Annotated in this window: 24 protein-coding genes; 23 read left to right on the top strand and 1 reads right to left on the bottom strand. The window is 58.7% G+C overall.

The window, feature by feature from the left end:
- Positions 1-18: 18 nt before the first annotated feature.
- A complete protein-coding gene (gene dnaA, locus DQ397_RS17265; RefSeq protein ID WP_043214207.1) occupies positions 19-1,554 on the bottom strand; it encodes a chromosomal replication initiator protein DnaA in 1,536 nt (511 codons plus the stop codon).
- A 584-nt stretch (positions 1,555-2,138) separates the two neighbouring features.
- Here dnaA and rpmH point away from each other — a divergent pair.
- The 23 genes from rpmH to DQ397_RS17380 all read left to right on the top strand — a co-directional run.
- Complete coding sequence (gene rpmH / locus DQ397_RS17270; protein WP_003253163.1) at positions 2,139-2,273, top strand: 50S ribosomal protein L34; 135 nt, start codon at positions 2,139-2,141, stop codon at positions 2,271-2,273.
- Between the two features lie 13 nt (positions 2,274-2,286).
- Positions 2,287-2,691 (top strand): ribonuclease P protein component, encoded by a 405-nt coding sequence (gene rnpA, locus DQ397_RS17275; protein WP_070574400.1) that lies wholly within the window; start codon positions 2,287-2,289, stop codon positions 2,689-2,691.
- Positions 2,684-2,929 carry a membrane protein insertion efficiency factor YidD gene (yidD, locus tag DQ397_RS17280; protein WP_011536514.1) on the top strand — a complete coding sequence of 82 codons (246 nt, stop codon included), beginning with the start codon at positions 2,684-2,686 and terminating at the stop codon, positions 2,927-2,929. Before rnpA ends, yidD begins: the two co-directional genes overlap by 8 nt.
- Positions 2,930-2,931: 2 nt before the next feature.
- The gene (gene yidC, locus DQ397_RS17285; protein WP_043214205.1) at positions 2,932-4,614 is read left to right on the top strand and encodes a membrane protein insertase YidC; all 1,683 of its coding nucleotides are present in this window, start codon (positions 2,932-2,934) and stop codon (positions 4,612-4,614) included.
- A gap of 84 nt (positions 4,615-4,698) precedes the next feature.
- The gene (gene mnmE / locus DQ397_RS17290; RefSeq protein ID WP_043214203.1) at positions 4,699-6,069 is read left to right on the top strand and encodes a tRNA uridine-5-carboxymethylaminomethyl(34) synthesis GTPase MnmE; all 1,371 of its coding nucleotides are present in this window, start codon (positions 4,699-4,701) and stop codon (positions 6,067-6,069) included.
- Between the two features lie 507 nt (positions 6,070-6,576).
- Complete coding sequence (gene mnmG, locus DQ397_RS17295; RefSeq protein WP_043214202.1) at positions 6,577-8,469, top strand: tRNA uridine-5-carboxymethylaminomethyl(34) synthesis enzyme MnmG; 1,893 nt, start codon at positions 6,577-6,579, stop codon at positions 8,467-8,469.
- Complete coding sequence (gene rsmG / locus DQ397_RS17300) at positions 8,466-9,116, top strand: 16S rRNA (guanine(527)-N(7))-methyltransferase RsmG (protein WP_043214199.1); 651 nt, start codon at positions 8,466-8,468, stop codon at positions 9,114-9,116. The genes mnmG and rsmG overlap by 4 nt, the downstream gene beginning before the upstream one ends.
- A gap of 18 nt (positions 9,117-9,134) precedes the next feature.
- Entirely contained in the window at positions 9,135-9,926 is a 792-nt protein-coding gene (locus tag DQ397_RS17305; RefSeq protein ID WP_043214197.1) for a ParA family protein, read from the top strand.
- Between the two features lie 9 nt (positions 9,927-9,935).
- On the top strand, positions 9,936-10,808 hold the full coding sequence (locus DQ397_RS17310; RefSeq protein ID WP_043214196.1) for a ParB/RepB/Spo0J family partition protein: 873 nt from the start codon (positions 9,936-9,938) through the stop codon (positions 10,806-10,808).
- A gap of 149 nt (positions 10,809-10,957) precedes the next feature.
- Positions 10,958-11,365: a F0F1 ATP synthase subunit I gene (locus DQ397_RS17315; protein WP_043214193.1), complete on the top strand. Its 408-nt coding sequence runs from the start codon at positions 10,958-10,960 to the stop codon at positions 11,363-11,365.
- 16 nt (positions 11,366-11,381) lie between these two features.
- Positions 11,382-12,251, top strand: a complete 870-nt coding sequence (gene atpB / locus DQ397_RS17320) for a F0F1 ATP synthase subunit A (RefSeq protein WP_023383137.1) — start codon at positions 11,382-11,384, stop codon at positions 12,249-12,251.
- Between the two features lie 145 nt (positions 12,252-12,396).
- Entirely contained in the window at positions 12,397-12,654 is a 258-nt protein-coding gene (gene atpE / locus DQ397_RS17325) for a F0F1 ATP synthase subunit C (RefSeq protein WP_003097235.1), read from the top strand.
- Between the two features lie 57 nt (positions 12,655-12,711).
- Entirely contained in the window at positions 12,712-13,182 is a 471-nt protein-coding gene (locus DQ397_RS17330) for a F0F1 ATP synthase subunit B (protein ID WP_023383136.1), read from the top strand.
- Between the two features lie 12 nt (positions 13,183-13,194).
- Positions 13,195-13,731, top strand: a complete 537-nt coding sequence (locus DQ397_RS17335) for a F0F1 ATP synthase subunit delta (RefSeq protein ID WP_043214190.1) — start codon at positions 13,195-13,197, stop codon at positions 13,729-13,731.
- A gap of 21 nt (positions 13,732-13,752) precedes the next feature.
- A complete protein-coding gene (gene atpA, locus DQ397_RS17340) occupies positions 13,753-15,297 on the top strand; it encodes a F0F1 ATP synthase subunit alpha (protein ID WP_043214188.1) in 1,545 nt (514 codons plus the stop codon).
- Between the two features lie 48 nt (positions 15,298-15,345).
- On the top strand, positions 15,346-16,206 hold the full coding sequence (gene atpG / locus DQ397_RS17345; RefSeq protein ID WP_023383133.1) for a F0F1 ATP synthase subunit gamma: 861 nt from the start codon (positions 15,346-15,348) through the stop codon (positions 16,204-16,206).
- Positions 16,207-16,233: 27 nt separating this feature from the next.
- A complete protein-coding gene (gene atpD, locus DQ397_RS17350; protein WP_023383132.1) occupies positions 16,234-17,610 on the top strand; it encodes a F0F1 ATP synthase subunit beta in 1,377 nt (458 codons plus the stop codon).
- A gap of 44 nt (positions 17,611-17,654) precedes the next feature.
- Positions 17,655-18,080: a F0F1 ATP synthase subunit epsilon gene (locus tag DQ397_RS17355; RefSeq protein ID WP_043214185.1), complete on the top strand. Its 426-nt coding sequence runs from the start codon at positions 17,655-17,657 to the stop codon at positions 18,078-18,080.
- Between the two features lie 112 nt (positions 18,081-18,192).
- A complete protein-coding gene (gene glmU / locus DQ397_RS17360) occupies positions 18,193-19,560 on the top strand; it encodes a bifunctional UDP-N-acetylglucosamine diphosphorylase/glucosamine-1-phosphate N-acetyltransferase GlmU (protein WP_043214183.1) in 1,368 nt (455 codons plus the stop codon).
- Positions 19,561-19,766: 206 nt separating this feature from the next.
- Positions 19,767-20,543 (top strand): DeoR/GlpR family DNA-binding transcription regulator, encoded by a 777-nt coding sequence (locus DQ397_RS17365; protein WP_043214182.1) that lies wholly within the window; start codon positions 19,767-19,769, stop codon positions 20,541-20,543.
- 2 nt (positions 20,544-20,545) lie between these two features.
- The gene (gene glmS, locus DQ397_RS17370) at positions 20,546-22,381 is read left to right on the top strand and encodes a glutamine--fructose-6-phosphate transaminase (isomerizing) (protein ID WP_043214180.1); all 1,836 of its coding nucleotides are present in this window, start codon (positions 20,546-20,548) and stop codon (positions 22,379-22,381) included.
- 465 nt (positions 22,382-22,846) lie between these two features.
- A complete protein-coding gene (locus DQ397_RS25065) occupies positions 22,847-23,329 on the top strand; it encodes a TniQ family protein (protein ID WP_148921588.1) in 483 nt (160 codons plus the stop codon).
- 22 nt (positions 23,330-23,351) lie between these two features.
- A partial coding sequence (locus tag DQ397_RS17380) for a transposase (protein ID WP_148921589.1) occupies positions 23,352-23,594 on the top strand: 243 nt, incomplete at its 3' end.

Consider the following 23,594-nt stretch of genomic DNA (forward strand, 5'->3'; position numbering starts at 1 on the left):
TAGCTGCACCGACGTTCATCAGGTCGTCAGCGTACGCAGCAGGTTCTTGTAGTCCTCGCGGATATCCGCATCGGATTCTTTCAGTTCGTTGATCTTGCGGCAGGCGTGCAGCACGGTGGTGTGGTCCCGACCGCCAAACATGTCGCCGATCTCCGGCAAACTGTGGTTGGTCAGTTCTTTGGACAATGCCATGGCAACCTGACGCGGGCGTGCAACCGAACGCGAACGTCGTTTGGACAACAGATCGGCGATCTTGATCTTGTAGTACTCAGCCACGGTGCGCTGGATGTTATCCACACTCACAAGCTTGTCTTGCAGCGCCAGCAGATCCTTGAGCGACTCGCGAATCAGCTCGATGGTGATATCCCGGCCCATGAAGTGGGAGTGGGCGATCACCCGTTTCAAAGCACCTTCCAGCTCACGCACGTTGGAGCGTATGCGCTGGGCGATGAAGAACGCTGCATCGTGGGGCAGCTCGACCTTCGCCTGGTCGGCCTTCTTCATAAGAATCGCCACGCGGGTTTCGAGCTCCGGCGGCTCCACGGCGACCGTCAGGCCCCAACCGAACCGCGATTTGAGGCGCTCCTCCAGGCCTTCGATTTCCTTCGGGTAACGGTCACTGGTGAGAATCACCTGCTGACCGCCCTCGAGCAAGGCGTTGAAGGTGTGGAAAAACTCTTCCTGGGAACGCTCCTTACGGGCGAAGAACTGGATATCGTCGATCAGCAATGCGTCGACTGAGCGATAGAAGCGCTTGAACTCGTTGATCGCATTGAGCTGCAGCGCCTTGACCATGTCGGCGACGAAACGCTCGGAATGCAGGTACACCACCTTGGCATTCGGGTTCTTTTTCAGCAGATGGTTACCCACAGCGTGCATGAGGTGGGTTTTACCCAGGCCCACACCACCATAAAGGAACAGCGGGTTGTAACCATGCTTAGGGTTGTCGGCCACCTGCCAGGCCGCAGCGCGAGCCAATTGGTTGGACTTACCCTCGACGAAGGTTTCGAAGGTGAAGGTACGGTTGAGGTAGCTGGTGTGCTTGAGCGCGCCTTCGACCTGGACCGTGCGTTGCTCGGTGCGTGTGCTGGTGGCCGGCGCAGAAGCAGGCTCGCCCATCACGTCGAAACTGTCGCGCGAAGACGGCTCTTCGATCTCGAGCGCAGGTGCCAGCTCAAGCGCAGGTTCAACGACCGGCTCGCTCGGCTGCACGACCTGTGCGGCTTGCTGGACTTGGGTCTGCTGGGCCATTGACGCAGCGACCGCGGCACTGACAGGCGCATTGGGTGCAGCACGCGGAGCGGAACTGCGACGGCTACCTATTAATAAGGAAAGGGCAGGCGCAATGCCATTGCCACGCTCGCCCAACAGCTCGAGCAGACGGCCCAGGTACTTTTCGTTGACCCAATCGAGAACGAAACGGTTGGGCGCATAGACGCGCAACTCGTCGCCTTCGGCTTCGACCTGTAGCGGACGGATCCAGGTGTTGAATTGCTGGGCAGGCAGTTCATCGCGCAGAAGCTCCACGCACTGCTGCCAAAGTTCCACTGACACGGATATCCCCTGAGTTGAAAGCCGGATGAGGCAAAAACAAACCGCCATTGTACCGGGAGGTAGACCAGTTATCCACATGTGACACCGACTTGCACAGGGACAAATCGGCCAAAAAACTTCCTAAACGCCTTACCTGCGCTGTGAATAAGCTCTGTGGATAACCAGCCCTGAGCACTATGCACAACCCCACCCTCAGACCTGTTGATAACTCAGCTGTGGATAACAAGCCGTTCGCTCCACAGGTTGTGCGTGTCATCAGCACAGCGAAGGCACCGCTTACCGACAAGGTTATGATTTCCTGAAACGCACGCGGATAAAGGCCTGGGGTAGGTTATCCACAGATCGTTATCCACTAAAGATCTATAAGTTCTTCAGAAAAGCTTTTTATATGTCCTTCTTTTTTTTTCATGTTGTCCTCTCGCCCACGTCCGGATCAAGCCACCTGACGGCCTTCGACCCCTCCGTACCTTCTATAGGCAAAAGCTGGTTGGAAATTGACCTATGGGCTTGCTTTCTCTAGAATCGCCGGTCTCTTAAAAAGGGGGCCATTCCGGCCCGTTGTCGACAAACCCAGGTAACACGCCATGAAACGTACTTTCCAACCAAGCACCATCAAGCGCGCGCGCACCCACGGCTTCCGTGCCCGTATGGCTACCAAGAACGGCCGCGCTGTTCTGTCGCGTCGTCGTGCCAAAGGCCGTAAGCGTCTGGCAATTTGATTTTTCGGCACAGGTGGTGAGTCAGGACTTCAGTCGGGATAAGCGACTGCTTACACCCCGGCACTTCAAAGCGGTCTTCGACTCCCCAACCGGCAAGGTTCCAGGGAAAAACCTGCTGATCCTTGCTCGCGAGAACGGCCTCGATCATCCACGCCTCGGCTTGGTGATCGGCAAGAAGAGCGTCAAGCTCGCCGTTCAACGCAATCGTCTCAAGCGCTTGATGCGCGATTCGTTCCGTCTGAACCAGCAGCTGCTCGCCGGGTTGGACATCGTGATCGTCGCGCGCAAGGGATTGGGCGAGATTGAAAACCCAGAATTGCACCAACACTTTGGCAAGCTCTGGAAGCGACTGGTTCGCAGTCGGCCCTCTCCAGCGGCTAATGCCGATTCCGCAGGGGTAGACAGTCACGATGCGTAAACTGGCACTCGTTCCGATCCAGTTTTACCGTTATGCCATTAGTCCACTGATGGCCAGTCACTGTCGTTTCTACCCCAGTTGCTCCTGTTACGCTTATGAAGCCATTGAAAACCATGGCCTCTTGCGTGGTGGGTGGCTGGCCGTTCGTCGCCTGGGGCGTTGTCATCCGTGGAACGACGGTGGTTTCGATCCCGTTCCGCCCGCTCCTTCCTCCCGAACTTCTTCGATAGCCGAGTAATCATGGATATTAAACGCACGATCCTGATCGTCGCCCTGGCAATCGTGTCCTACGTCATGGTCCTGAAATGGAACCAGGACTACGGTCAGGCTGCCTTGCCGACTCAGAATACTGCTGCCAGCAATGTTGCCCCGGCGCTGCCGGACACCGTTCCGGCCGGCAATAACGGCGCCAGCGCCGATGTGCCGAGCACCAATGCTGAAGCGACCCCAGCGGAGCTGGCACCTGTCGCTGTCAGCAAGGACCTGATCCGGATCAAGACTGATGTCCTGGACCTGGCTATCGACCCGGTCGGCGGTGATATCGTCCAGTTGACTCTGCCGAAGTACCCGCGTCGCCAGGATCATCCGGACATTCCGTTCCAGCTGTTCGACAACGGTGGCGAGCGCGTCTACCTGGCCCAGAGTGGCCTGACGGGCAGCAACGGTCCGGACGCCCGTTCCACCGGCCGCCCGCTGTACGCTTCCGACAGCAAGAGCTACCAGCTGGCTGATGGCCAGGACCAACTGGTGGTGGACCTGAAGTTCAGCGAAAACGGCGTCAACTACATCAAGCGCTTCAGCTTCAAGCGCGGTGAGTACGACCTGACCGTCAGCTACCTGATCGATAACCAGAGCGGCCAAGCCTGGAACGGCAACCTGTTTGCCCAACTCAAGCGTGACGCCAGTTCCGATCCGTCGTCGAGCACTGCTACTGGCACCGCCACCTATCTGGGCGCAGCCCTGTGGACAGCTTCGGAGCCGTACAAGAAAGTGTCGATGAAGGACATCGACAAGGGCAGTTTGAAAGAAAATGTGTCCGGTGGCTGGGTCGCCTGGCTGCAGCACTACTTCGTGACCGCCTGGATCCCGAATAAATCGGACAACAACGTCGTCCAGACCCGCAAGGACAGCCAGGGCAACTACATCATCGGTTACACCGGTCCCGCTCTGAACGTCCCAGCTGGCGCCAAGGCTGAAACCAGCGCCATGCTGTATGCCGGTCCCAAGATCCAGTCCAAGCTCAAGGAACTGTCCCCAGGGCTGGAACTGACGGTCGACTATGGCTTCCTGTGGTTCATTGCCCAGCCGATCTTCTGGCTGCTGCAACATATCCACAGCCTGCTGGGTAACTGGGGCTGGTCGATCATCGTCCTGACCATGCTCATCAAAGGTCTGTTCTTCCCACTTTCCGCCGCCAGCTACCGCTCGATGGCGCGTATGCGCGCCGTTGCGCCGAAACTGGCCCAGCTCAAGGAACGCTTCGGTGATGATCGCCAGAAGATGTCCCAGGCAATGATGGAGCTGTACAAGAAAGAGAAGATCAACCCACTGGGTGGCTGCTTGCCGATCCTCGTCCAGATGCCGGTGTTCCTGGCGCTGTATTGGGTACTGCTGGAAAGTGTCGAGATGCGCCAGGCCCCATGGATGCTGTGGATTACCGACCTGTCGATCAAGGATCCGTTCTTCATCCTGCCGATCATCATGGGCGCCACCATGTTCATCCAGCAGCGTCTGAACCCGACTCCGCCGGATCCGATGCAAGCGAAGGTCATGAAGCTGATGCCGATCATCTTCACCTTCTTCTTCCTGTGGTTCCCAGCCGGTCTGGTGCTGTACTGGGTTGTGAACAACTGCCTGTCCATCGCACAGCAGTGGTACATCACCCGTAGCATCGAAGCCGCAACCAAAAAAGCTGCTGCTTGACCAACGGCTGACGGCCTGTGAATAAAAACGCCCCCTCGTGGGGCGTTTTTGCTATCTGTGTATTTTCCGTAGAGGTTTTCGAGCATGAACACTGTGCGTGAAACCATCGCCGCCATTGCCACCGCCCAGGGGCGCGGAGGCGTTGGCATCGTCAGGTTGTCCGGTCCACTGGCCAGCCAGGCAGGGCAGGCCATCACCGGCCGAATCCTGACGCCACGCCATGCCCACTATGGCCCGTTCCGTGACAACGATGGCCTGGTGTTGGATGAAGGCATCGCCTTGTTCTTCCCGGGGCCGAACTCGTTTACCGGCGAAGATGTCCTGGAGCTGCAAGGCCATGGTGGTCCGGTGGTGATGGACATGCTCCTGCAGCGTTGTCTGCAGTTGGGCTGCCGCCTTGCACGCCCAGGTGAATTCAGCGAACGGGCGTTTCTCAACGACAAACTCGACCTCGCCCAGGCTGAAGCGATCGCCGACCTGATCGAGGCGAGCTCCACCCAGGCAGCGCGAAACGCCCTTCGCTCACTGCAGGGCGCTTTCTCCAAGCGGGTGCACGATCTGACCGAAGCGTTGATCGCATTGCGCATCTACGTCGAGGCGGCGATCGACTTCCCTGAAGAGGAGATCGATTTTCTAGCCGATGGCCATGTACTGTCGATGCTCGATAACGTGCGCAGCGAGTTGTCCACAGTCCAGCGTGAAGCCGGGCAGGGCGCTTTGCTGCGCGACGGCATGACCGTCGTCATCGCTGGTCGTCCGAATGCCGGCAAGTCCAGCCTGCTCAATCGCCTGGCTGGTCGGGAAGCCGCTATCGTCACGGACATCGCCGGGACCACGCGGGATATCCTGCGTGAACATATCCACATCGATGGCATGCCGCTGCACGTAGTGGACACCGCTGGCCTGCGCGACACCGACGATCATGTGGAAAAGATCGGCGTCGAACGTGCCCTGAAGGCCATCAATGAAGCGGATCGGGTGCTCTTGGTAGTGGATTCCACAGCGCCGGAAGCAAGCGATCCGTTCGCCCTGTGGCCAGAATTTCTCGACAAGCGGCCAGACCCAGCCAAGGTCACACTGATACGAAACAAGGTCGACCTCAGTGGTGAGTCAGTCGGCATGGAGCAGTGTGAAGATGGCCACGTGACCATCACCCTCAGCGCCAAGGGTGAAGACGGTGGGCTGGAGTTGTTACGCGATCATCTCAAGGCTTGCATGGGCTACGAGCAGACTGCCGAAAGCAGTTTCAGCGCCCGACGGCGTCATCTGGAAGCCCTGCGCCAAGCCGAGTCGCATCTGGAGCATGGTCGCGCTCAACTGACCTTGGCCGGCGCCGGAGAATTACTGGCCGAAGACCTGCGACAGGCACAGCAAGCACTGGGCGAGATCACCGGGGCCTTCAGTTCCGACGACCTGCTGGGACGTATCTTCTCGAGCTTCTGTATCGGCAAATAGCGTCGGGCCGAGGTTTTACACAGAGCCGCTCCACCGGGAGCGGCTTTTTTTTGCCTGTGGAAAGACCCAGCGGGCAGCCCGATCGCGGAAAAAATCATCAACAGATGCGAAGCAGAGCGGATAAGCTCTGTGGAAAAGTCGCCTTCAGCGCCGTTGATAACCAGCTATTTTTGTTGAGGACAAACCGCCCTGTGGGTAATCGGCACTTTAATCCACAGGTTAAACGCTGTTATCCAGAACCCTCATGCCCCTTCAAACACAGGGTTTTGAATCCACCAAGACGGCATGGGTACTGGGCTGCATAAGTTTATCCACAGGTGGCTGGGTGCATAAGAATAAACATAAAAACAAAGCTTTTTTAAATTTTTTTTCCTCTTTGTTTTCTTTTACCTGCCATTCATCCACAGCCTGGTCAAATTTTGCTCAGAAGGTTCCTTTGAAGGGGGTGAAGTCCCTATACTTGTCCGCTTACCTTCTCTATTCGCAAAAACAGGCACGAGGTGCGTGGTGGATTTCCCTTCCCGTTTTGAAGTGATCGTCATCGGCGGCGGCCATGCCGGTACCGAGGCTGCGCTTGCGTCCGCACGCATGGGTGTGAAAACCCTGCTGCTGACCCATAACGTGGAAACCCTCGGTCACATGAGCTGCAACCCGGCTATCGGTGGCATTGGCAAGAGTCACCTGGTCAAGGAAATCGATGCGCTCGGCGGCGCCATGGCGCTGGCCACCGACAAAAGCGGCATCCAGTTTCGTATCCTGAACAACCGCAAAGGCCCGGCCGTCCGTGCGACCCGTGCCCAGGCTGACCGCGCTATCTACAAGGCCGTGGTCCGCGAGATCCTGGAAAACCAGCCGAACCTGTGGATATTCCAGCAGTCCTGTGATGACCTGATCGTCGAGCAGGACCAGGTCAAAGGTGTCATTACCCAGATGGGTCTACGCTTTTTCGCCGATTCGGTGGTTCTGACTACTGGTACCTTCCTCGGTGGACTTATCCACATCGGTCTGCAGAACTATTCCGGCGGTCGTGCAGGCGATCCGCCCGCGATCGCCTTGGCCCACCGCCTGCGTGAACTGCCGCTGCGTGTCGGTCGTCTGAAAACCGGTACCCCGCCCCGTATCGACGGGCGTTCGGTTGACTTCTCGGTGATGACCGAGCAACCCGGTGACACACCGATTCCGGTCATGTCGTTCATGGGCAATGCCGACATGCATCCACGCCAGGTGAGTTGCTGGATCACCCACACCAATGCCCGTACCCACGAGATCATCGCCTCGAACCTCGACCGTTCACCGATGTACTCGGGCGTCATCGAAGGCGTAGGACCGCGGTACTGCCCATCGATCGAAGACAAGATCCATCGCTTCGCCGACAAGGAAAGCCACCAGGTGTTCATCGAGCCGGAAGGCCTGACCACCCACGAGCTATACCCCAACGGCATCTCCACTTCGCTGCCGTTCGATGTGCAACTGGACATCGTCCGCTCGATCCGTGGCATGGAAAATGCCCACATCGTTCGCCCGGGCTACGCCATCGAGTACGACTATTTCGACCCGCGCGACCTCAAGTACAGCCTGGAGACCAAGGTCATTGGCGGGCTGTTCTTCGCCGGGCAGATCAATGGCACCACCGGCTACGAAGAGGCCGGGGCCCAAGGTCTGCTGGCCGGCACCAACGCCGCGCTTCGCGCCCAGGGCCGTGACAGCTGGTGTCCGCGCCGCGACGAGGCCTACATCGGTGTACTGGTCGACGACCTGATTACCCTCGGTACCCAAGAGCCATACCGCATGTTCACTTCGCGTGCCGAATACCGGCTGATCCTGCGCGAGGACAATGCCGATCTGCGCTTGACAGAGAAGGGCCGCGAGCTCGGGCTGATCGACGACGCCCGCTGGGCGGCGTTCTGCGCCAAGCGTGAAGGCATCGAGCGGGAGGAACAGCGGCTGAAATCCACATGGATCCGTCCGGGAACGCCCGAAGGCCAGGCGGTTGTGGATAAGTTCGGCACACCGCTGAGCCATGAGTACAACTTGCTGAACTTGCTGGCGCGTCCTGAAATCGACTATGCCGGATTGATCGAAGCGACCGGTGGGGAACAAATCGATCCACAGGTGGCCGAACAGGTCGAGATCAAGACCAAGTACGCCGGCTATATCGACCGTCAGCAAGAAGAAATCGCCCGCCTGCGTGCCAGCGAAGATACCCGTCTGCCTGTGGATATCGACTACACCACGATTTCCGGGCTGTCTAAGGAAATCCAGAGCAAGCTCGGCCAGACGCGTCCAGAGACCCTCGGGCAGGCTTCGCGTATTCCGGGCGTGACGCCCGCCGCAATTTCCCTGTTGCTGATTCATCTGAAAAAACGCGGCGCAGGCCGCGAATTGGAGCAAAGCGCTTGAGTTCCCTGGTCACCCCGCAACATGCAGAAGAGTTGTCCACAGGCGCGCGCCAGCTCGGTGTCGAGCTGAGCCCGCAACAGCAGGAAAAACTGCTGGGTTACCTGGCCCTGTTGATCAAGTGGAACAAAGCGTACAACCTGACCGCAGTGCGCGACCCAGACGAGATGGTGTCGCGCCATTTGCTCGACAGCCTGAGCGTCATGTCGTTTATCCACAAAGACACCCAGCGTTGGCTGGATGTCGGCAGTGGCGGCGGTATGCCGGGGATTCCGTTGGCCATTCTGCATCCGCACAAGCAAGTGACGCTTCTCGACAGCAATGGCAAGAAGACACGCTTCCTTACCCAGGTGAAGATGGAGCTCAAGCTGGACAACCTGCAGGTTATCCACAGCCGGGTGGAAGAGTTCCAACCGGCGCAGCCGTTCTGCGGGATCATCTCTCGTGCGTTCAGCAGCATGGAGAACTTCACCAACTGGACACGCCACTTGGGCGACGCCCGGACGCAATGGCTTGCAATGAAGGGGCTGCATCCGGCCGATGAACTGGTAGCATTGCCCGCAGACTTCACAGTGGAAAGCGAGCAGGCCCTGACCGTTCCGGGTTGCCAGGGCCAGCGCCATCTGCTGATACTGCGCCGCAAGGCATGACTGGGAACACACGCAACAATGGCTAAGGTATTCGCAATCGCGAACCAGAAAGGTGGTGTGGGCAAGACCACCACCTGTATCAATCTCGCCGCATCGCTGGCCGCGACCAAACGTCGCGTGCTGCTGATCGACCTCGATCCACAGGGCAACGCCACCATGGGTAGTGGTGTGGACAAGCACGTCCTGGAGCATTCGGTCTATGACCTGCTGATCGGGGAATGCGACTTGGCCCAGGCCATGCACTACTCCGAGCATGGCGGCTTCCAGCTGCTGCCGGCCAACCGCGACCTCACCGCCGCCGAAGTGGTGCTGCTGGAAATGCAGATGAAGGAGAGCCGCCTGCGCAACGCGTTGGCGCCGATCCGCGAGAATTACGATTTCATCCTCATCGACTGCCCACCCTCGCTGTCGATGCTGACCCTCAATGCCCTAGTCGCCTCCGATGGCGTGATCATTCCGATGCAGTGCGAGTACTACGCGCTCGAAGGTCTCAGCGACCTTGTGGATAACATCAAGCGCATCGCCGCCCGCCTGAACCCGGAGCTGAAGATCGAAGGTCTGCTGCGGACCATGTATGACCCGCGCCTGAGCCTGAACAACGATGTGTCGGCCCAGCTCAAGGAGCACTTCGGAGACCAGTTGTACGACACGGTCATTCCTCGCAACATTCGCCTGGCCGAGGCGCCGAGTTTCGGCATGCCGGCCCTGGCCTACGACAAGCAATCGCGTGGCGCACTGGCCTACCTGGCACTGGCCGGGGAACTGGTGCGCCGTCAACGCCGTCAATCACGCACTGCACAGACAACTTAAGGAATCCGCATGGCCGTTAAGAAACGGGGTCTCGGACGTGGGTTGGATGCACTGCTCAGTGGTCCTTCCGTCGGCGCGCTCGAAGAGCAGGCTGTGAAGGTGGACCAGAAGGAACTGCAACACCTGCCGGTCGAACTGATCCAGCGTGGCAAGTATCAGCCACGCCGCGACATGGACCCCGAAGCGCTCGAAGAACTGGCGCACTCGATTCGCAACCAGGGCGTGATGCAACCGATCGTGGTCCGCCCGATCGGTGAGAACCGCTACGAAATCATCGCCGGTGAGCGCCGCTGGCGCGCCACCCAGCAGGCTGGCCTGGACACCATTCCGGCCATGGTCCGCGAAGTGCCGGACGACGCCGCCATCGCGATGGCCCTGATCGAGAACATCCAGCGTGAGGATCTCAATCCGCTGGAAGAAGCCCTGGCGCTTCAGCGTCTGCAGCAGGAATTCGAGCTGACCCAGCAACAGGTCGCTGATGCCGTGGGCAAGTCACGGGTTACCGTGGCCAACCTGCTGCGCCTGATCTCACTGCCCGAAGCGATCAAGACCATGCTGGCCCACGGCGACTTGGAGATGGGCCATGCCCGTGCATTGCTTGGGCTGGAAGAAAATCGCCAGGAAGAGGGGGCGCGGCATGTTGTCGCACGTGGCCTTACCGTGCGCCAGACCGAGGCATTGGTGCGTCAATGGCTCAATGGCAAATCTGATCCGGTCGAGCCGAGCAAACCTGATCCGGATATCGCGCGCCTTGAACAGCGTCTGGCAGAGCGCCTGGGCTCGGCGGTTCAGATACGTCATGGCAACAAGGGCAAAGGCCAACTTGTAATTCGTTACAACTCTCTTGATGAGTTGCAAGGCGTACTGGCTCACATTCGCTGAAACACTTCCTGTTGTAGCGCGCAGTCGGAAATCACTACCGAATAGTTGAATAGGGGTTAAACCACCCCTATACTCTGCGCGCATTTTGTCGGCACAAATTATGCCAAGTCATTGCTGACTTGACGGTCGACTTTCGAGGAGCAGTTGTGATGGAAATCCGCACGCCAAACCGCTTGCCTTTCCATCGCTGGGCGGTTTTTCCGGTACTGCTGGCTCAATGTATCGTGTTTCTGCTGGCAACTCTGGTGTTGTGGCAGTGGCAAGGAGCGGTCAGCGGTTATTCAGGTCTCTGCGGAGGGTTGATTGGCTGGCTGCCCAATGTGTATTTCGCCTGGAAGGCTTTTCGCTATAGCGGGGCCAGGGCAGCGCAGGCCATCGTCAAGTCGTTTTACGCAGGCGAGGCAGGCAAATTGATTTTGACGGCAGTGCTTTTTGCACTGACCTTCGCAGGAGTGAAGCCATTGGCGCCGTTAGCAGTATTCGGCGTCTTCCTGCTGACCCTACTGGTCAGCTGGTTCGCGCCCCTGCTGATGAATAAAAGACTTTCGAGACCTTAGGGCGTTTGAGGCAACCATGGCAGCAGAAACCGCTTCGGGCTATATCCAGCACCACTTGCAGAACCTGACCTACGGTCAACTACCAGACGGCAGCTGGGGCTTCGCCCATTCGGCTGCAGAAGCCAAGGCAATGGGCTTCTGGGCGTTCCACCTGGACACCCTGGGTTGGTCCGTCGCGCTGGGTCTGATCTTCCTGTTCATCTTCCGCATGGCAGCCAAGAAGGCGACTTCCGGCCAGCCTGGCGGTCTGCAGAATTTCGTCGAAGTGCTGGTGGACTTCGTCAACGGCAGCGTGAAGGATTCCTTCCATGGCCGTAGCCCGGTGATCGCCCCACTGGCGCTGACCATCTTCGTCTGGGTGTTCCTGATGAACGCCATCGACCTGGTACCGGTCGACTGGATTCCGCAGCTGGCCATCCTGATCTCTGGCGACCCGCACATTCCGTTCCGTGCCGTGTCGACCACCGACCCGAACGCGACCCTGGCCATGGCCTTCTGCGTGTTCGCCCTCATCATTTTCTACAGCATCAAGGTCAAGGGCCTGGGCGGCTTCATCGGTGAGCTGACCCTGCACCCGTTCGGCAGCAAGAACATCTTCGTTCAGATCCTGCTGATCCCTGTGAACTTCCTGCTGGAATTCGTCACCTTGATCGCCAAACCGATCTCGCTGGCACTGCGTCTGTTCGGCAACATGTACGCCGGCGAACTGGTGTTCATCCTGATCGCCGTGATGTTCGGCGCCGGCATCCTCTGGCTCAGCGGCCTGGGTGTGGTGCTGCAGTGGGCGTGGGCTGTGTTCCACATCCTGATCATCACCCTGCAAGCCTTCATCTTCATGATGCTCACCATCGTCTACCTGTCGATGGCTCACGAAGATAACCATTAAGACCGCCTGGCGTGTCTGATAGCCTTCCCTGCCTGTTTGGGGGGAAGGCTGAAAACGTCCGCAAGGGCACCGCTGTACCAAACGATTTGTTTTACCGCTTCAAACTAAAAACCTAACCAATACGACGTAAAAGTCGGGAGGAAAGATGGAAACTGTAGTTGGTCTGACCGCTATCGCTGTTGCTCTGCTGATCGGCCTGGGTGCTCTGGGTACCGCCATTGGTTTCGGCCTGCTGGGCGGCAAGTTCCTGGAAGGCGCTGCTCGTCAGCCTGAGATGGTTCCGATGCTGCAGGTCAAAATGTTCATCGTTGCCGGTCTGCTCGACGCCGTAACCATGATCGGTGTTGGTATCGCTCTGTTCTTCACCTTCGCGAACCCCTTCGTTGGTCAGATCGCCGGCTAATCACTCGTTTCTACGAGTTGATTGGTGTGATGGACAAAGACCGAGCGAGGTGTTGGCGTGAACATTAATGCAACCCTGATTGGCCAATCCGTTGCTTTCCTGATTTTTGTGCTCTTCTGCATGAAGTACGTATGGCCTCCGGTCATCACTGCTCTGCAAGAGCGCCAGAAGAAGATTGCCGACGGCTTGGACGCTGCCAACCGCGCAGCTCGCGACCTGGAGCTGGCCCAAGAGAAAGCGGGTCAGCAACTGCGTGAAGCAAAGGCACAGGCAGCCGAAATCATTGAGCAAAGCAAGAAACGCGCTGCTCAGCTTGTCGAGGAAGCCCGTGAACAGGCTCGCGTCGAAGCTGACCGTGTGAAGGCTCAGGCTCAAGCCGAGATCGAACAGGAACTCAACAGCGTCAAAGACGCCCTGCGTGCCCAAGTGGGTGCCCTGGCCGTTGGCGGTGCTGAAAAGATCCTTGGCGCCACAATCGATCAAAACGCGCATGCGGAGCTGGTTAACAAACTGGCCGCTGAAATTTAAGCGAGGGCGATCATGGCAGAACTGACCACGTTGGCCCGACCTTACGCTAAGGCTGCCTTTGAGCACGCCCAGGCCCATCAGCAACTGGCCAATTGGTCAGCCATGCTCGGCCTGGCTGCTGCGGTGTCGGAAGACGACACCATGCAGCGCCTGCTCAAGGCCCCGCGACTGACAAGCGCAGAAAAGGCCGCCGCATTCATTGAAGTGTGCGGTGACAAGTTCGATGCACAGGCACAGAATTTCATTCATGTTGCCGCGGAAAACGACCGTCTCCTGCTCCTGCCGGAGATTGCCGCTCTTTTCGACCTGTACAAGGCCGAGCAAGAGAAATCCGTGGACGTGGAAGTCACCAGTGCTTTTGCGTTGAACCAAGAACAGCAAGACAAACTCGCCAAGGTTCTCAGTGCACGGCTCAGCCGGGAAGTGCGCCTGCACGCGTCGGAGGATGCCAGCCTGATCGGCGGCGTCGTCATCCGCGCCGGCGACCTGGTAATCGATGGCTCGGTTCGCGGCAAGATCGCGAAACTGGCCGAAGCATTGAAATCTTGAGTTTGAAGGGGCAGCAGAGCAATGCAGCAACTCAATCCTTCCGAAATTAGTGAAATCATCAAGGGTCGCATCGAGAAGCTCGATGTCGGCTCCCAAGCCCGTAACGAAGGTACCGTCGTAAGCGTTTCCGACGGTATCGTGCGGATCCACGGTCTGGCCGACGTTATGTACGGCGAAATGATCGAGTTCCCGGGCGGCGTATACGGTATGGCACTGAACCTGGAGCAAGACTCCGTAGGTGCGGTGGTACTGGGTGCGTACACCTCCCTCGCCGAGGGCATGAGCGCCAAGTGCACCGGTCGCATCCTCGAAGTGCCGGTCGGCAAGGGCCTGCTGGGCCGCGTCGTTGACGCGCTGGGCAACCCTATCGATGGTAAAGGTCCTCTGACCACCACCGAAACCGACGCGGTCGAGAAGGTCGCTCCGGGCGTTATCTGGCGTAAATCGGTAGACCAGCCTGTACAGACTGGCTACAAATCGGTCGACGCCATGATCCCGGTTGGCCGTGGCCAGCGCGAGCTGATCATTGGTGACCGTCAGATCGGTAAGACCGCTATGGCGGTCGATGCGATCATCAACCAGAAAAACAGCGGTATCTTCTGCGTTTACGTGGCCGTCGGCCAGAAGCAGTCGACCATCGCCAACGTCGTTCGCAAGCTGGAAGAAGCCGGCGCCCTGGCCAACACCATCGTTGTTGCCGCCAGCGCCTCGGAATCCGCCGCACTGCAGTTCCTGGCCCCGTACGCCGGCTGCACCATGGGCGAATACTTCCGTGACCGCGGTGAAGACGCACTGATCGTTTACGATGACCTGTCCAAGCAGGCCGTTGCCTACCGTCAGATCTCCCTGCTGCTGCGCCGTCCGCCAGGACGTGAAGCGTACCCAGGCGACGTGTTCTATCTCCACTCCCGTCTGCTGGAGCGTGCATCTCGCGTTTCCGAAGAGTACGTCGAGAAGTTCACCAACGGTGCCGTGACTGGCAAGACCGGTTCCCTGACCGCTCTGCCGATCATCGAAACCCAGGCTGGCGACGTTTCCGCGTTCGTTCCGACCAACGTGATCTCGATCACCGACGGTCAGATCTTCCTGGAATCGGCCATGTTCAACTCGGGCATCCGCCCTGCAGTTAACGCCGGTGTTTCGGTATCCCGTGTTGGTGGTGCCGCCCAGACCAAGATCATCAAGAAGCTGTCCGGTGGTATCCGTACCGCTCTGGCTCAGTACCGTGAACTGGCTGCATTCGCCCAGTTCGCTTCTGACCTGGACGAGGCTACCCGCAAGCAGCTGGAGCATGGTCAGCGCGTTACCGAGCTGATGAAGCAGAAGCAGTACGCTCCGATGTCCATCGCGGACATGGCGCTGTCGCTGTACGCCGCTGAGCGTGGCTTCCTGACCGACGTAGAAGTCTCCAAGGTCGGTAGCTTCGAGCAAGCACTGATCGCCTACTTCAACCGTGATCACGCCGAACTGATGGCCAAGATCAACGTGAAGGGTGACTTCAACGACGAAATCGACGCTGGCATCAAAGCCGGTATCGAGAAGTTCAAGGCCACCCAGACCTGGTAAGCCGCAGTGGGGGCTCCGGCCCCCGCTTGCTAACCTGATAGGTGATACATGGCAGGCGCAAAAGAGATTCGCAGTAAGATTGCGAGCATCAAAAGCACGCAAAAAATTACCAGCGCCATGGAGAAAGTGGCGGTCAGCAAGATGCGCAAGGCACAACTGCGCATGGCTGCTAGCCGTCCTTACGCGGAGCGTATCCGCCAGGTGATCGGTCATCTGGCCAACGCCAACCCGGAATACCGCCACCCGTTCATGATCGAGCGCCCTGTAAAGCGCGCCGGTTATATCGTGGTGAGCAGTGACCGTGGTCTGTGCGGTGGCTTGAACACCAACCTGTTCAAGGCCCTGGTCAAGGACATGAACGAGAACCGCGAACAGGGCGTTGAAATCGACCTGTGCGTGATCGGCAGCAAGGGTGCGACTTTCTTCCGCATCTTTGGCGGCAACGTAGTAGCCGCGATCAGCCACCTGGGCGAAGAGCCATCGATCAACGATCTGATCGGCTCCGTCAAAGTGATGCTGGACGCCTACCTGGACGGCCGTATCGATCGCCTCTCGGTGGTTTCGAACAAGTTCATCAACACCATGACCCAAAAACCGACGGTCGAGCAATTGGTACCGTTGGTGGCAACCCCGGATCAGGATCTCAAGCATCACTGGGACTACCTGTACGAACCCGACGCAAAAGAGCTGCTGGACGGCTTGATGGTGCGTTACGTGGAGTCGCAGGTGTACCAGGCGGTGGTCGAGAACAACGCTGCTGAACAAGCGGCCCGGATGATCGCCATGAAGAACGCCACAGACAACGCCGGTGATTTGATCAGCGAACTCCAGCTGATCTACAACAAGGCGCGTCAGGCTGCGATCACCCAGGAGATCTCGGAAATCGTCGGCGGCGCTGCCGCGGTTTAACGGTTCAAATATTCAGAGGATCCAGCTATGAGTAGCGGACGTATCGTTCAAATCATCGGCGCCGTCATCGACGTGGAATTCCCACGTGACGTCGTGCCGAGTGTTTACAACGCGCTGAAAGTACAAGGCGCGGAAACCACCCTCGAAGTTCAGCAGCAGCTGGGCGACGGCGTGGTTCGTACCATTGCGATGGGCTCCACCGAAGGCCTGAAGCGCGGTCTGGATGTCGTCGACACCGGTGCTGCCATCTCTGTTCCAGTCGGTAAGGCCACCCTGGGCCGTATCATGGACGTTCTGGGCAACCCGATCGACGAAGCTGGCCCGATCGGCGAGGAAGAGCGCCGTGGTATCCACCAGAAGGCGCCTTCGTTCGCTGACCAGGCAGGCGGCAACGACCTGCTGGAAACCGGCATCAAGGTAATCGACCTGGTCTGCCCGTTCGCCAAGGGTGGTAAGGTGGGTCTGTTCGGTGGTGCCGGTGTCGGCAAGACCGTCAACATGATGGAACTGATCCGTAACATCGCCATCGAGCACAGCGGTTACTCCGTGTTCGCCGGTGTGGGTGAGCGTACTCGTGAGGGTAACGACTTCTACCACGAGATGAAGGACTCCAACGTTCTCGACAAAGTAGCACTGGTCTACGGTCAGATGAACGAGCCACCAGGAAACCGTCTGCGCGTAGCGCTGACCGGTCTGACCATGGCTGAGAAGTTCCGTGACGAAGGTAACGACGTTCTGCTGTTCGTCGACAACATCTATCGTTATACCCTGGCCGGTACCGAAGTATCCGCACTGCTGGGCCGTATGCCTTCGGCAGTAGGTTACCAGCCGACCCTGGCCGAAGAGATGGGCGTTCTGCAAGAACGTATCACTTCGACCAAAGAAGGTTCGATCACCTCGATCCAGGCCGTATACGTACCTGCGGACGACCTGACCGACCCGTCGCCAGCCACCACCTTCGCCCACTTGGACGCCACCGTCGTTCTGTCCCGTGACATCGCCTCTCTGGGTATCTACCCAGCGGTCGACCCACTGGACTCGACTTCGCGCCAGCTGGACCCGAACGTGATCGGCAACGAGCACTACGAAACTGCCCGTCAGGTTCAGTATGTTCTGCAGCGCTACAAAGAGCTGAAGGACATCATCGCGATCCTGGGTATGGACGAACTGTCCGAAGCCGACAAGCAACTGGTTGCCCGCGCTCGTAAGATCCAGCGCTTCCTGTCGCAGCCGTTCTTCGTGGCCGAAGTCTTCACCGGTTCGCCAGGCAAGTACGTTTCCCTGAAAGACACCATCGCTGGCTTCAGCGGCATCCTCAAAGGTGACTACGACCACCTGCCAGAACAAGCGTTCTACATGGTCGGCAGCATCGACGAAGCGATCGAGAAAGCCAAGAAACTGTAATCCCGGCGCCCCGAAAGGGGCGCTAATCAGGTTGAGGCAAGCAGATGGCTATGACAGTCCATTGCGATATCGTCAGCGCGGAAGGAGAAATCTTCTCCGGTCTGGTCGAGATGGTGGTTGCGCACGGCAACCTGGGCGATCTGGGTATCGCTCCAGGCCACGCGCCGCTGATCACCAATCTGAAACCAGGTCCGATCACGCTGACCAAGCAGGGTGGCGATCGCGAGGTGTTCTACATCTCCGGTGGTTTCCTGGAAGTGCAGCCGAACATGGTCAAGGTACTCGCCGATACCGTGCAACGTGCCGCTGACCTGGACGAAGCCTCCGCTCAGGATGCCGTCAAGGCTGCTGAGAAGGCCCTGCATGAGAAAGGCGCGGATTTCGACTACAGTGCCGCATCCGCACGTCTGGCCGAGGCCGCAGCTCAGCTGCGTACCGTCCAGCAGATCCGCAAGAAGTTCGGCGGCTGATACCGCAGGCTTCATGCAGATTGAGAAAAAGGGTAGCCATCGGCTACCCTTTTTCTTTTTGTCCTTCATATACCGGTCATGTCACTGACCGCCCAGGATTGGTAGCCAGTCAATGTCTCTCGATATCGTTATTCTCGCCGCAGGCCAAGGCACCCGCATGCGTTCGGCGCTGCCCAAGGTTCTGCATCCGGTTGCTGGCAACTCCATGCTGGGCCATGTTATCCACAGCGCCCGACAGCTCAAGCCCACGGGCATTCACGTGGTTATTGGCCATGGCGCGGAGTTGGTGCGTGAGCGTCTGGCCGCCGACGACCTGAACTTCGTGATGCAGGACAAACAGCTGGGTACCGGCCACGCTGTTGCCCAGGCTCTGCCAGCGATCACTGCTGACACCGTACTGGTGCTTTATGGCGATGTGCCGTTGATCGAGGTCGAAACCCTGCAGCGCCTGCTGGCCAAGGTCAGCGCCAACCAGCTGGGCCTGCTGACCGTCGATCTGGAGGACCCGACTGGTTATGGCCGCATCGTTCGTGATGCCCAAGGCCAGGTGATGGCCATCGTGGAGCACAAGGATGCCAGCGATGCGCAGAAAACGATCAAGGAAGGTAACACCGGCATCCTGGCCATGCCGGCGGCACGCCTGGCCGACTGGATGAGCCGTTTGTCCAACAACAACGCTCAAGGCGAGTACTACCTCACCGATGTGATCGCGATGGCCGTGGCTGATGGCTTGGTGGTGGCCACCGAGCAGCCTCATGACCCGATGGAAGTGCAAGGCGCCAACGACCGGCGTCAGCTGTCGGAGCTCGAGCGTCATTATCAGTTGCGCGAAGGCCGTCGTTTGATGGCCCAGGGCGTGACCCTGCGTGACCCGTCGCGCTTCGATGTGCGAGGCGAGGTGACCGTCGGTCGCGATGTGCTGATCGACATCAACGTGATCCTCGAAGGCAAGGTGGTCATCGAAGACGACGTGCAGATCGGCCCCAACTGCGTGATCAAGGACAGCACCCTGCGCAAGGGCGCGATCATCAAGGCCAACAGTCATATCGAGGGGGCCGTGATGGGTGAGGGCAGCGATGCCGGTCCCTTCGCTCGCCTGCGTCCGGGCAGTGTGCTGGACGCCAAGGCCCATGTGGGTAACTTTGTCGAGCTCAAGAACGCCCACCTGGGTGAAGGCGCCAAGGCTGGTCACCTGACTTATTTGGGCGATGCGCAGATCGGAGCGCGTACCAATATCGGCGCAGGCACGATCACCTGCAACTACGATGGCGCCAACAAGTTCAAGACGGTAATGGGCGAGGATGTGTTCATCGGTTCCAACAACTCTCTGGTAGCCCCGGTGGAAATTCAGTCCGGCGCAACCACCGCAGCCGGCTCGACCATTACCCAGACGGTCGAAACCAAGCAGTTGGCCGTGGCCCGTGCCCGCCAGCGCAATATCGATGGCTGGAAGCGTCCTGAGAAAATCAAGAAGAGTTGATTTATCCACAGTCAGTTATGCACAGGCCGGCTTATGTGTATAAGCCGGCTTTTTTCTATCTGTGGAAAACTAATCGCAACCTACAAGGCGTTCCCGACTGAGCGGCGTAACTGAGGCGACAAAATGCGGCAGGCAGTGCTTGACGAATGATTGTCCTTAGGTTTTGATTGCAACCATTATCTTTCGAATCGAAACTTAAGACGCCAATGTCGAAACGAAACACCCCTCAGCGTCGCCACAACATTCTGGCTTTGCTCAACGAACAGGGCGAAGTGAGCGTGGACGCGTTGGCCAAGCGTTTCGAAACCTCCGAAGTCACCATTCGCAAGGACTTAGCAGCGCTGGAATCCAATGGCCTTCTGCTGCGCCGCTATGGCGGTGCCATCCCTGTGCCACAGGAAATGCTCGTCGAGACCGTACAGCCTGTATCGAGCTACAAGCAGGCGATTGCCAAGGCGGCTGTAGGACGGATTCGTGAACACGCGCGCATCATCATCGACAGCGGCAGCACGACCGCTGCCATGATCCCGCAGTTGGGGCGCCAGCCCGGCCTGGTGGTGATGACCAACTCCCTGAACGTGGCCCGCGCCATCAGCGAACTGGAGCACGAACCGGTGTTGCTGATGACCGGCGGTACCTGGGATCCCCATTCCGAGTCCTTTCAAGGCCAGGTCGCCGAGCAGGTCCTGCGTTCCTACGATTTTGACCAGCTGTTCATCGGTGCCGATGGCATCGACCTCGCCCGTGGCACGACGACCTTCAATGAACTGCTGGGCCTGAGCCGGGTCATGGCGGAGGTCGCCCGGGAAGTGATCGTAATGGTCGAGTCGGACAAGGTCGGGCGCAAGATCCCCAACCTCGAGCTGCCTTGGGGCAGCGTCAACACCCTTATTACAGATGATCGCCTGCCGCTGGAGGCACGCGAACAGATTCAAGCCCGCGGCATCAATCTGATCTGCGCCGCGATCAGCCAGGAGCAATAACCATGTGTGGAATCGTCGGTGCCGTAGCCGAGCGTAATATCACTGCCATCCTCATCGAAGGCCTCAAGCGCTTGGAGTACCGCGGGTACGACAGCGCCGGCCTGGCGGTTCTGACTGCCCAAGGCGTTCTCGAGCGCCGCCGTCGCATCGGCAAGGTCAGTGAGCTGGAAGCCGCTGTTGCCGCCGACCCCTTGGCAGGCCAGCTGGGCATCGCCCACACCCGTTGGGCTACCCACGGTGCGCCGACCGAACACAACGCCCACCCGCACTTCTCCGGCGATGATGTGGCGGTCGTTCACAATGGCATCATCGAGAACCATGAAGCCCTGCGTGAAGAACTTAAGGGCCTGGGCTATGTCTTCGCCTCGGAAACCGATACAGAAGTCATCGTGCACCTGATTCACCACATCCTGAAATCCGTCCCCGACATTACCGACGCCCTCAAGGCCGCCGTCCAACGCCTGCACGGTGCCTACGGCCTGGCGCTGATCAGCAAGCATCAGCCAGATCGCTTGGTCGCCGCCCGCAGTGGCAGCCCGCTGGTCATTGGCCTGGGCCTGGGTGAAAACTTCCTGGCCTCCGACCAACTGGCGCTGCGCCAGGTCACTGACCGCTTCATGTACCTGGAAGAAGGCGACATCGCCGAGATCCGCCGCGACCAGGTGAGCATCTGGGACCAGGCCGGCCACAAGGTCCAGCGTGAGACCGTGCAGTACCACGAAGGGGCCGAAGCCGCGGACAAAGGCGCCTACCGCCACTTCATGCTCAAGGAGATCCACGAGCAGCCGAGCGTCGTCCAGCGCACGCTGGAAGGTCGCCTGGGCAAGGACCACGTCATGGTCCAGGCCTTCGGCCCGCAAGCCGCCGAGCTGTTCGCCAAGGTGCGCAATGTCCAGATCGTCGCCTGCGGTACCAGCTACCACGCCGGCATGGTCGCCCGTTACTGGCTCGAAGAGCTGGCCGGCATCCCGTGCCAGGTCGAAGTCGCCAGCGAGTTCCGCTACCGCAAGGTAGTGGTGCAGCCGGACACCTTGTTCGTCTCCATCTCCCAGTCCGGTGAAACCGCCGATACCTTGGCCGCCCTGCGCAATGCCAAGGAGCTGGGCTTCCTGGGGAGCCTGGCGATCTGCAACGTGGGCATCAGTTCGCTGGTGCGCGAGTCGGACCTGACCCTGCTGACCCTGGCTGGCCCGGAAATCGGCGTGGCCTCGACCAAGGCCTTCACCACCCAGCTGGTTTCGTTGATGTTGCTGACCCTGGCACTGGGACAGGTGCGTGGCACCTTGCCGGCTGGCGTCGAGGCCGAGCTGGTTGAAGAACTGCGCCGCCTGCCCACGCGCCTGGGTGAAGCACTGGCGATGGACAGCATCGTCGAAAAGACCGCCGAGCTGTTCGCCGACAAGCACCACACCCTGTTCCTGGGCCGTGGCGCCCAGTACCCGGTAGCCATGGAAGGGGCGCTCAAGCTCAAGGAAATCTCCTACATCCACGCTGAGTCCTACCCGGCCGGTGAACTCAAGCACGGCCCGTTGGCCCTGGTCGACAACGACATGCCGGTGGTGACCGTCGCACCGAACAACGAGCTGCTGGAAAAGCTCAAGTCCAACCTGCAGGAAGTCCGCGCCCGCGGCGGCCAGTTGGTGGTGTTCGCTGATGAGAACGCCGGCATGAGCAACGGCGAGGGCACCCATGTGATCAAAGTGCCGCACGTCATCGATGCGCTGGCGCCGATCGTCTACACCATCCCGCTGCAGTTGCTGTCGTACTACGTGGCGGTGCTCAAAGGCACTGACGTCGACCAGCCGCGTAACCTGGCCAAGTCGGTGACGGTGGAGTAAGGCGTTTCACGCGTTTGCGGCGCATGGATTTAGGGAATTAAACCTGTCGCACGGGAATTAAAGCTGTCGCAGGTAATCCTGTTCGGGACCAATCCGGGTTGGCGGGGTGCAGTGATGCACCCCGTTTGGAATTACGCCTCTGAATCTAATTGACAGGCGTGTCACCCTGTATAGGCTTGTAGTAGAGGACTGCAACTGCGCATCCGTTGGGACTGGGTACCAGCAAGGCCCCCCGCAACTTCGGCAGCAGAGAGTTTCTCTGAAGTAGTGACGACGGGCATAGCCGGTCGGATTCTGAACCCAAGGTCGCAAGGCTGGGAGTTAAAGGATCGCTGCGACTACTCCTCATACCTTCCGAAAAGGCACCTTTGGGTGCCTTTTTTACACCTGATATCTGGCGTTGGTTGCTCAATCGCAACCCTTGAACGAAGACGCGGAATCAGTCGCTGAGGGGCCAGCCCATCCATGCTGTTGCGTATCCAACCTAATGAATCTCTGCGCTCATATGTTGACCGCAATTTGCTCGTGAATTTTATGGATTGGAGGGTAGACAGATTACGCTGGCTTTCTGAAGGGGAGATTACTCACCAAGCAGTTAAGGTAATCGCCTCAACGATGGGATGGGAAGGATGCTATGGCTTCAACCGCTTGCTGCACGAACACACCCAATTGCCCCTTCAGTTTGTTATCAGAGATACCCGAGATGTCACCTATTCTCGAACGGCGTATCTCAAACCCCGAATGGCGATTACTAATTCCGACTTGCACGCCTACTGCCCGGAATGCGTCAGACAGGACGTGCAGAATTTGGGTTTTTCCTACTGGCGACGAAATTTCCCTGATCATGTGAGCGTGTGTGCCACGCACAACGTAGTGCTGCTGTCCACTTGCCCATACTGCGACCAACTGAATCGCCTCTGGTTTCGTAGACACCTCCAAGCCTCATAATGAGGCCCAAATAGGAGGTGTCATGAGTCGTCAGCGTTACCCTGAAGAATTCAAGATCGAAGCGGTCAAACAAGTGACCGAGAAAGGCAAGCCTGTCGCCGATGTTGCCCAGCGTTTGGGCATGTCCGTTCACAGTCTCTACGCCTGGATCAAGCTCTACAGCAAACCCCAAGATCAGCGTCAGCAAGACGATGACCAGCAAGCCGAACTGCGCAAGCTGCGTGCTGAACTCAAGCGCGTGACGGAAGAGCGAGACATCTTAAAG

The sequence above is a fragment of the Pseudomonas sp. CK-NBRI-02 genome, assembly GCF_008124495.1.
GTDB classification, from domain to species: domain Bacteria; phylum Pseudomonadota; class Gammaproteobacteria; order Pseudomonadales; family Pseudomonadaceae; genus Aquipseudomonas; species Aquipseudomonas guariconensis.

Coding starts and splice junctions, on each gene's coding strand:
- DQ397_RS25065 (WP_148921588.1), top strand. CDS start 22,847: ATGCTGTTGCGTATCCAACCTAATGAATCTCTGCGCTCATATGTTGAC.
- atpA (WP_043214188.1), top strand. CDS start 13,753: ATGCAGCAACTCAATCCTTCCGAAATTAGTGAAATCATCAAGGGTCGC.
- glmU (WP_043214183.1), top strand. CDS start 18,193: ATGTCTCTCGATATCGTTATTCTCGCCGCAGGCCAAGGCACCCGCATG.
- DQ397_RS17365 (WP_043214182.1), top strand. CDS start 19,767: ATGTCGAAACGAAACACCCCTCAGCGTCGCCACAACATTCTGGCTTTG.
- DQ397_RS17355 (WP_043214185.1), top strand. CDS start 17,655: ATGGCTATGACAGTCCATTGCGATATCGTCAGCGCGGAAGGAGAAATC.
- atpE (WP_003097235.1), top strand. CDS start 12,397: ATGGAAACTGTAGTTGGTCTGACCGCTATCGCTGTTGCTCTGCTGATC.
- yidD (WP_011536514.1), top strand. CDS start 2,684: ATGCGTAAACTGGCACTCGTTCCGATCCAGTTTTACCGTTATGCCATT.
- DQ397_RS17305 (WP_043214197.1), top strand. CDS start 9,135: ATGGCTAAGGTATTCGCAATCGCGAACCAGAAAGGTGGTGTGGGCAAG.
- rpmH (WP_003253163.1), top strand. CDS start 2,139: ATGAAACGTACTTTCCAACCAAGCACCATCAAGCGCGCGCGCACCCAC.
- DQ397_RS17315 (WP_043214193.1), top strand. CDS start 10,958: ATGGAAATCCGCACGCCAAACCGCTTGCCTTTCCATCGCTGGGCGGTT.
- yidC (WP_043214205.1), top strand. CDS start 2,932: ATGGATATTAAACGCACGATCCTGATCGTCGCCCTGGCAATCGTGTCC.
- atpG (WP_023383133.1), top strand. CDS start 15,346: ATGGCAGGCGCAAAAGAGATTCGCAGTAAGATTGCGAGCATCAAAAGC.
- atpD (WP_023383132.1), top strand. CDS start 16,234: ATGAGTAGCGGACGTATCGTTCAAATCATCGGCGCCGTCATCGACGTG.
- mnmE (WP_043214203.1), top strand. CDS start 4,699: ATGAACACTGTGCGTGAAACCATCGCCGCCATTGCCACCGCCCAGGGG.
- glmS (WP_043214180.1), top strand. CDS start 20,546: ATGTGTGGAATCGTCGGTGCCGTAGCCGAGCGTAATATCACTGCCATC.
- DQ397_RS17310 (WP_043214196.1), top strand. CDS start 9,936: ATGGCCGTTAAGAAACGGGGTCTCGGACGTGGGTTGGATGCACTGCTC.
- DQ397_RS17335 (WP_043214190.1), top strand. CDS start 13,195: ATGGCAGAACTGACCACGTTGGCCCGACCTTACGCTAAGGCTGCCTTT.
- atpB (WP_023383137.1), top strand. CDS start 11,382: ATGGCAGCAGAAACCGCTTCGGGCTATATCCAGCACCACTTGCAGAAC.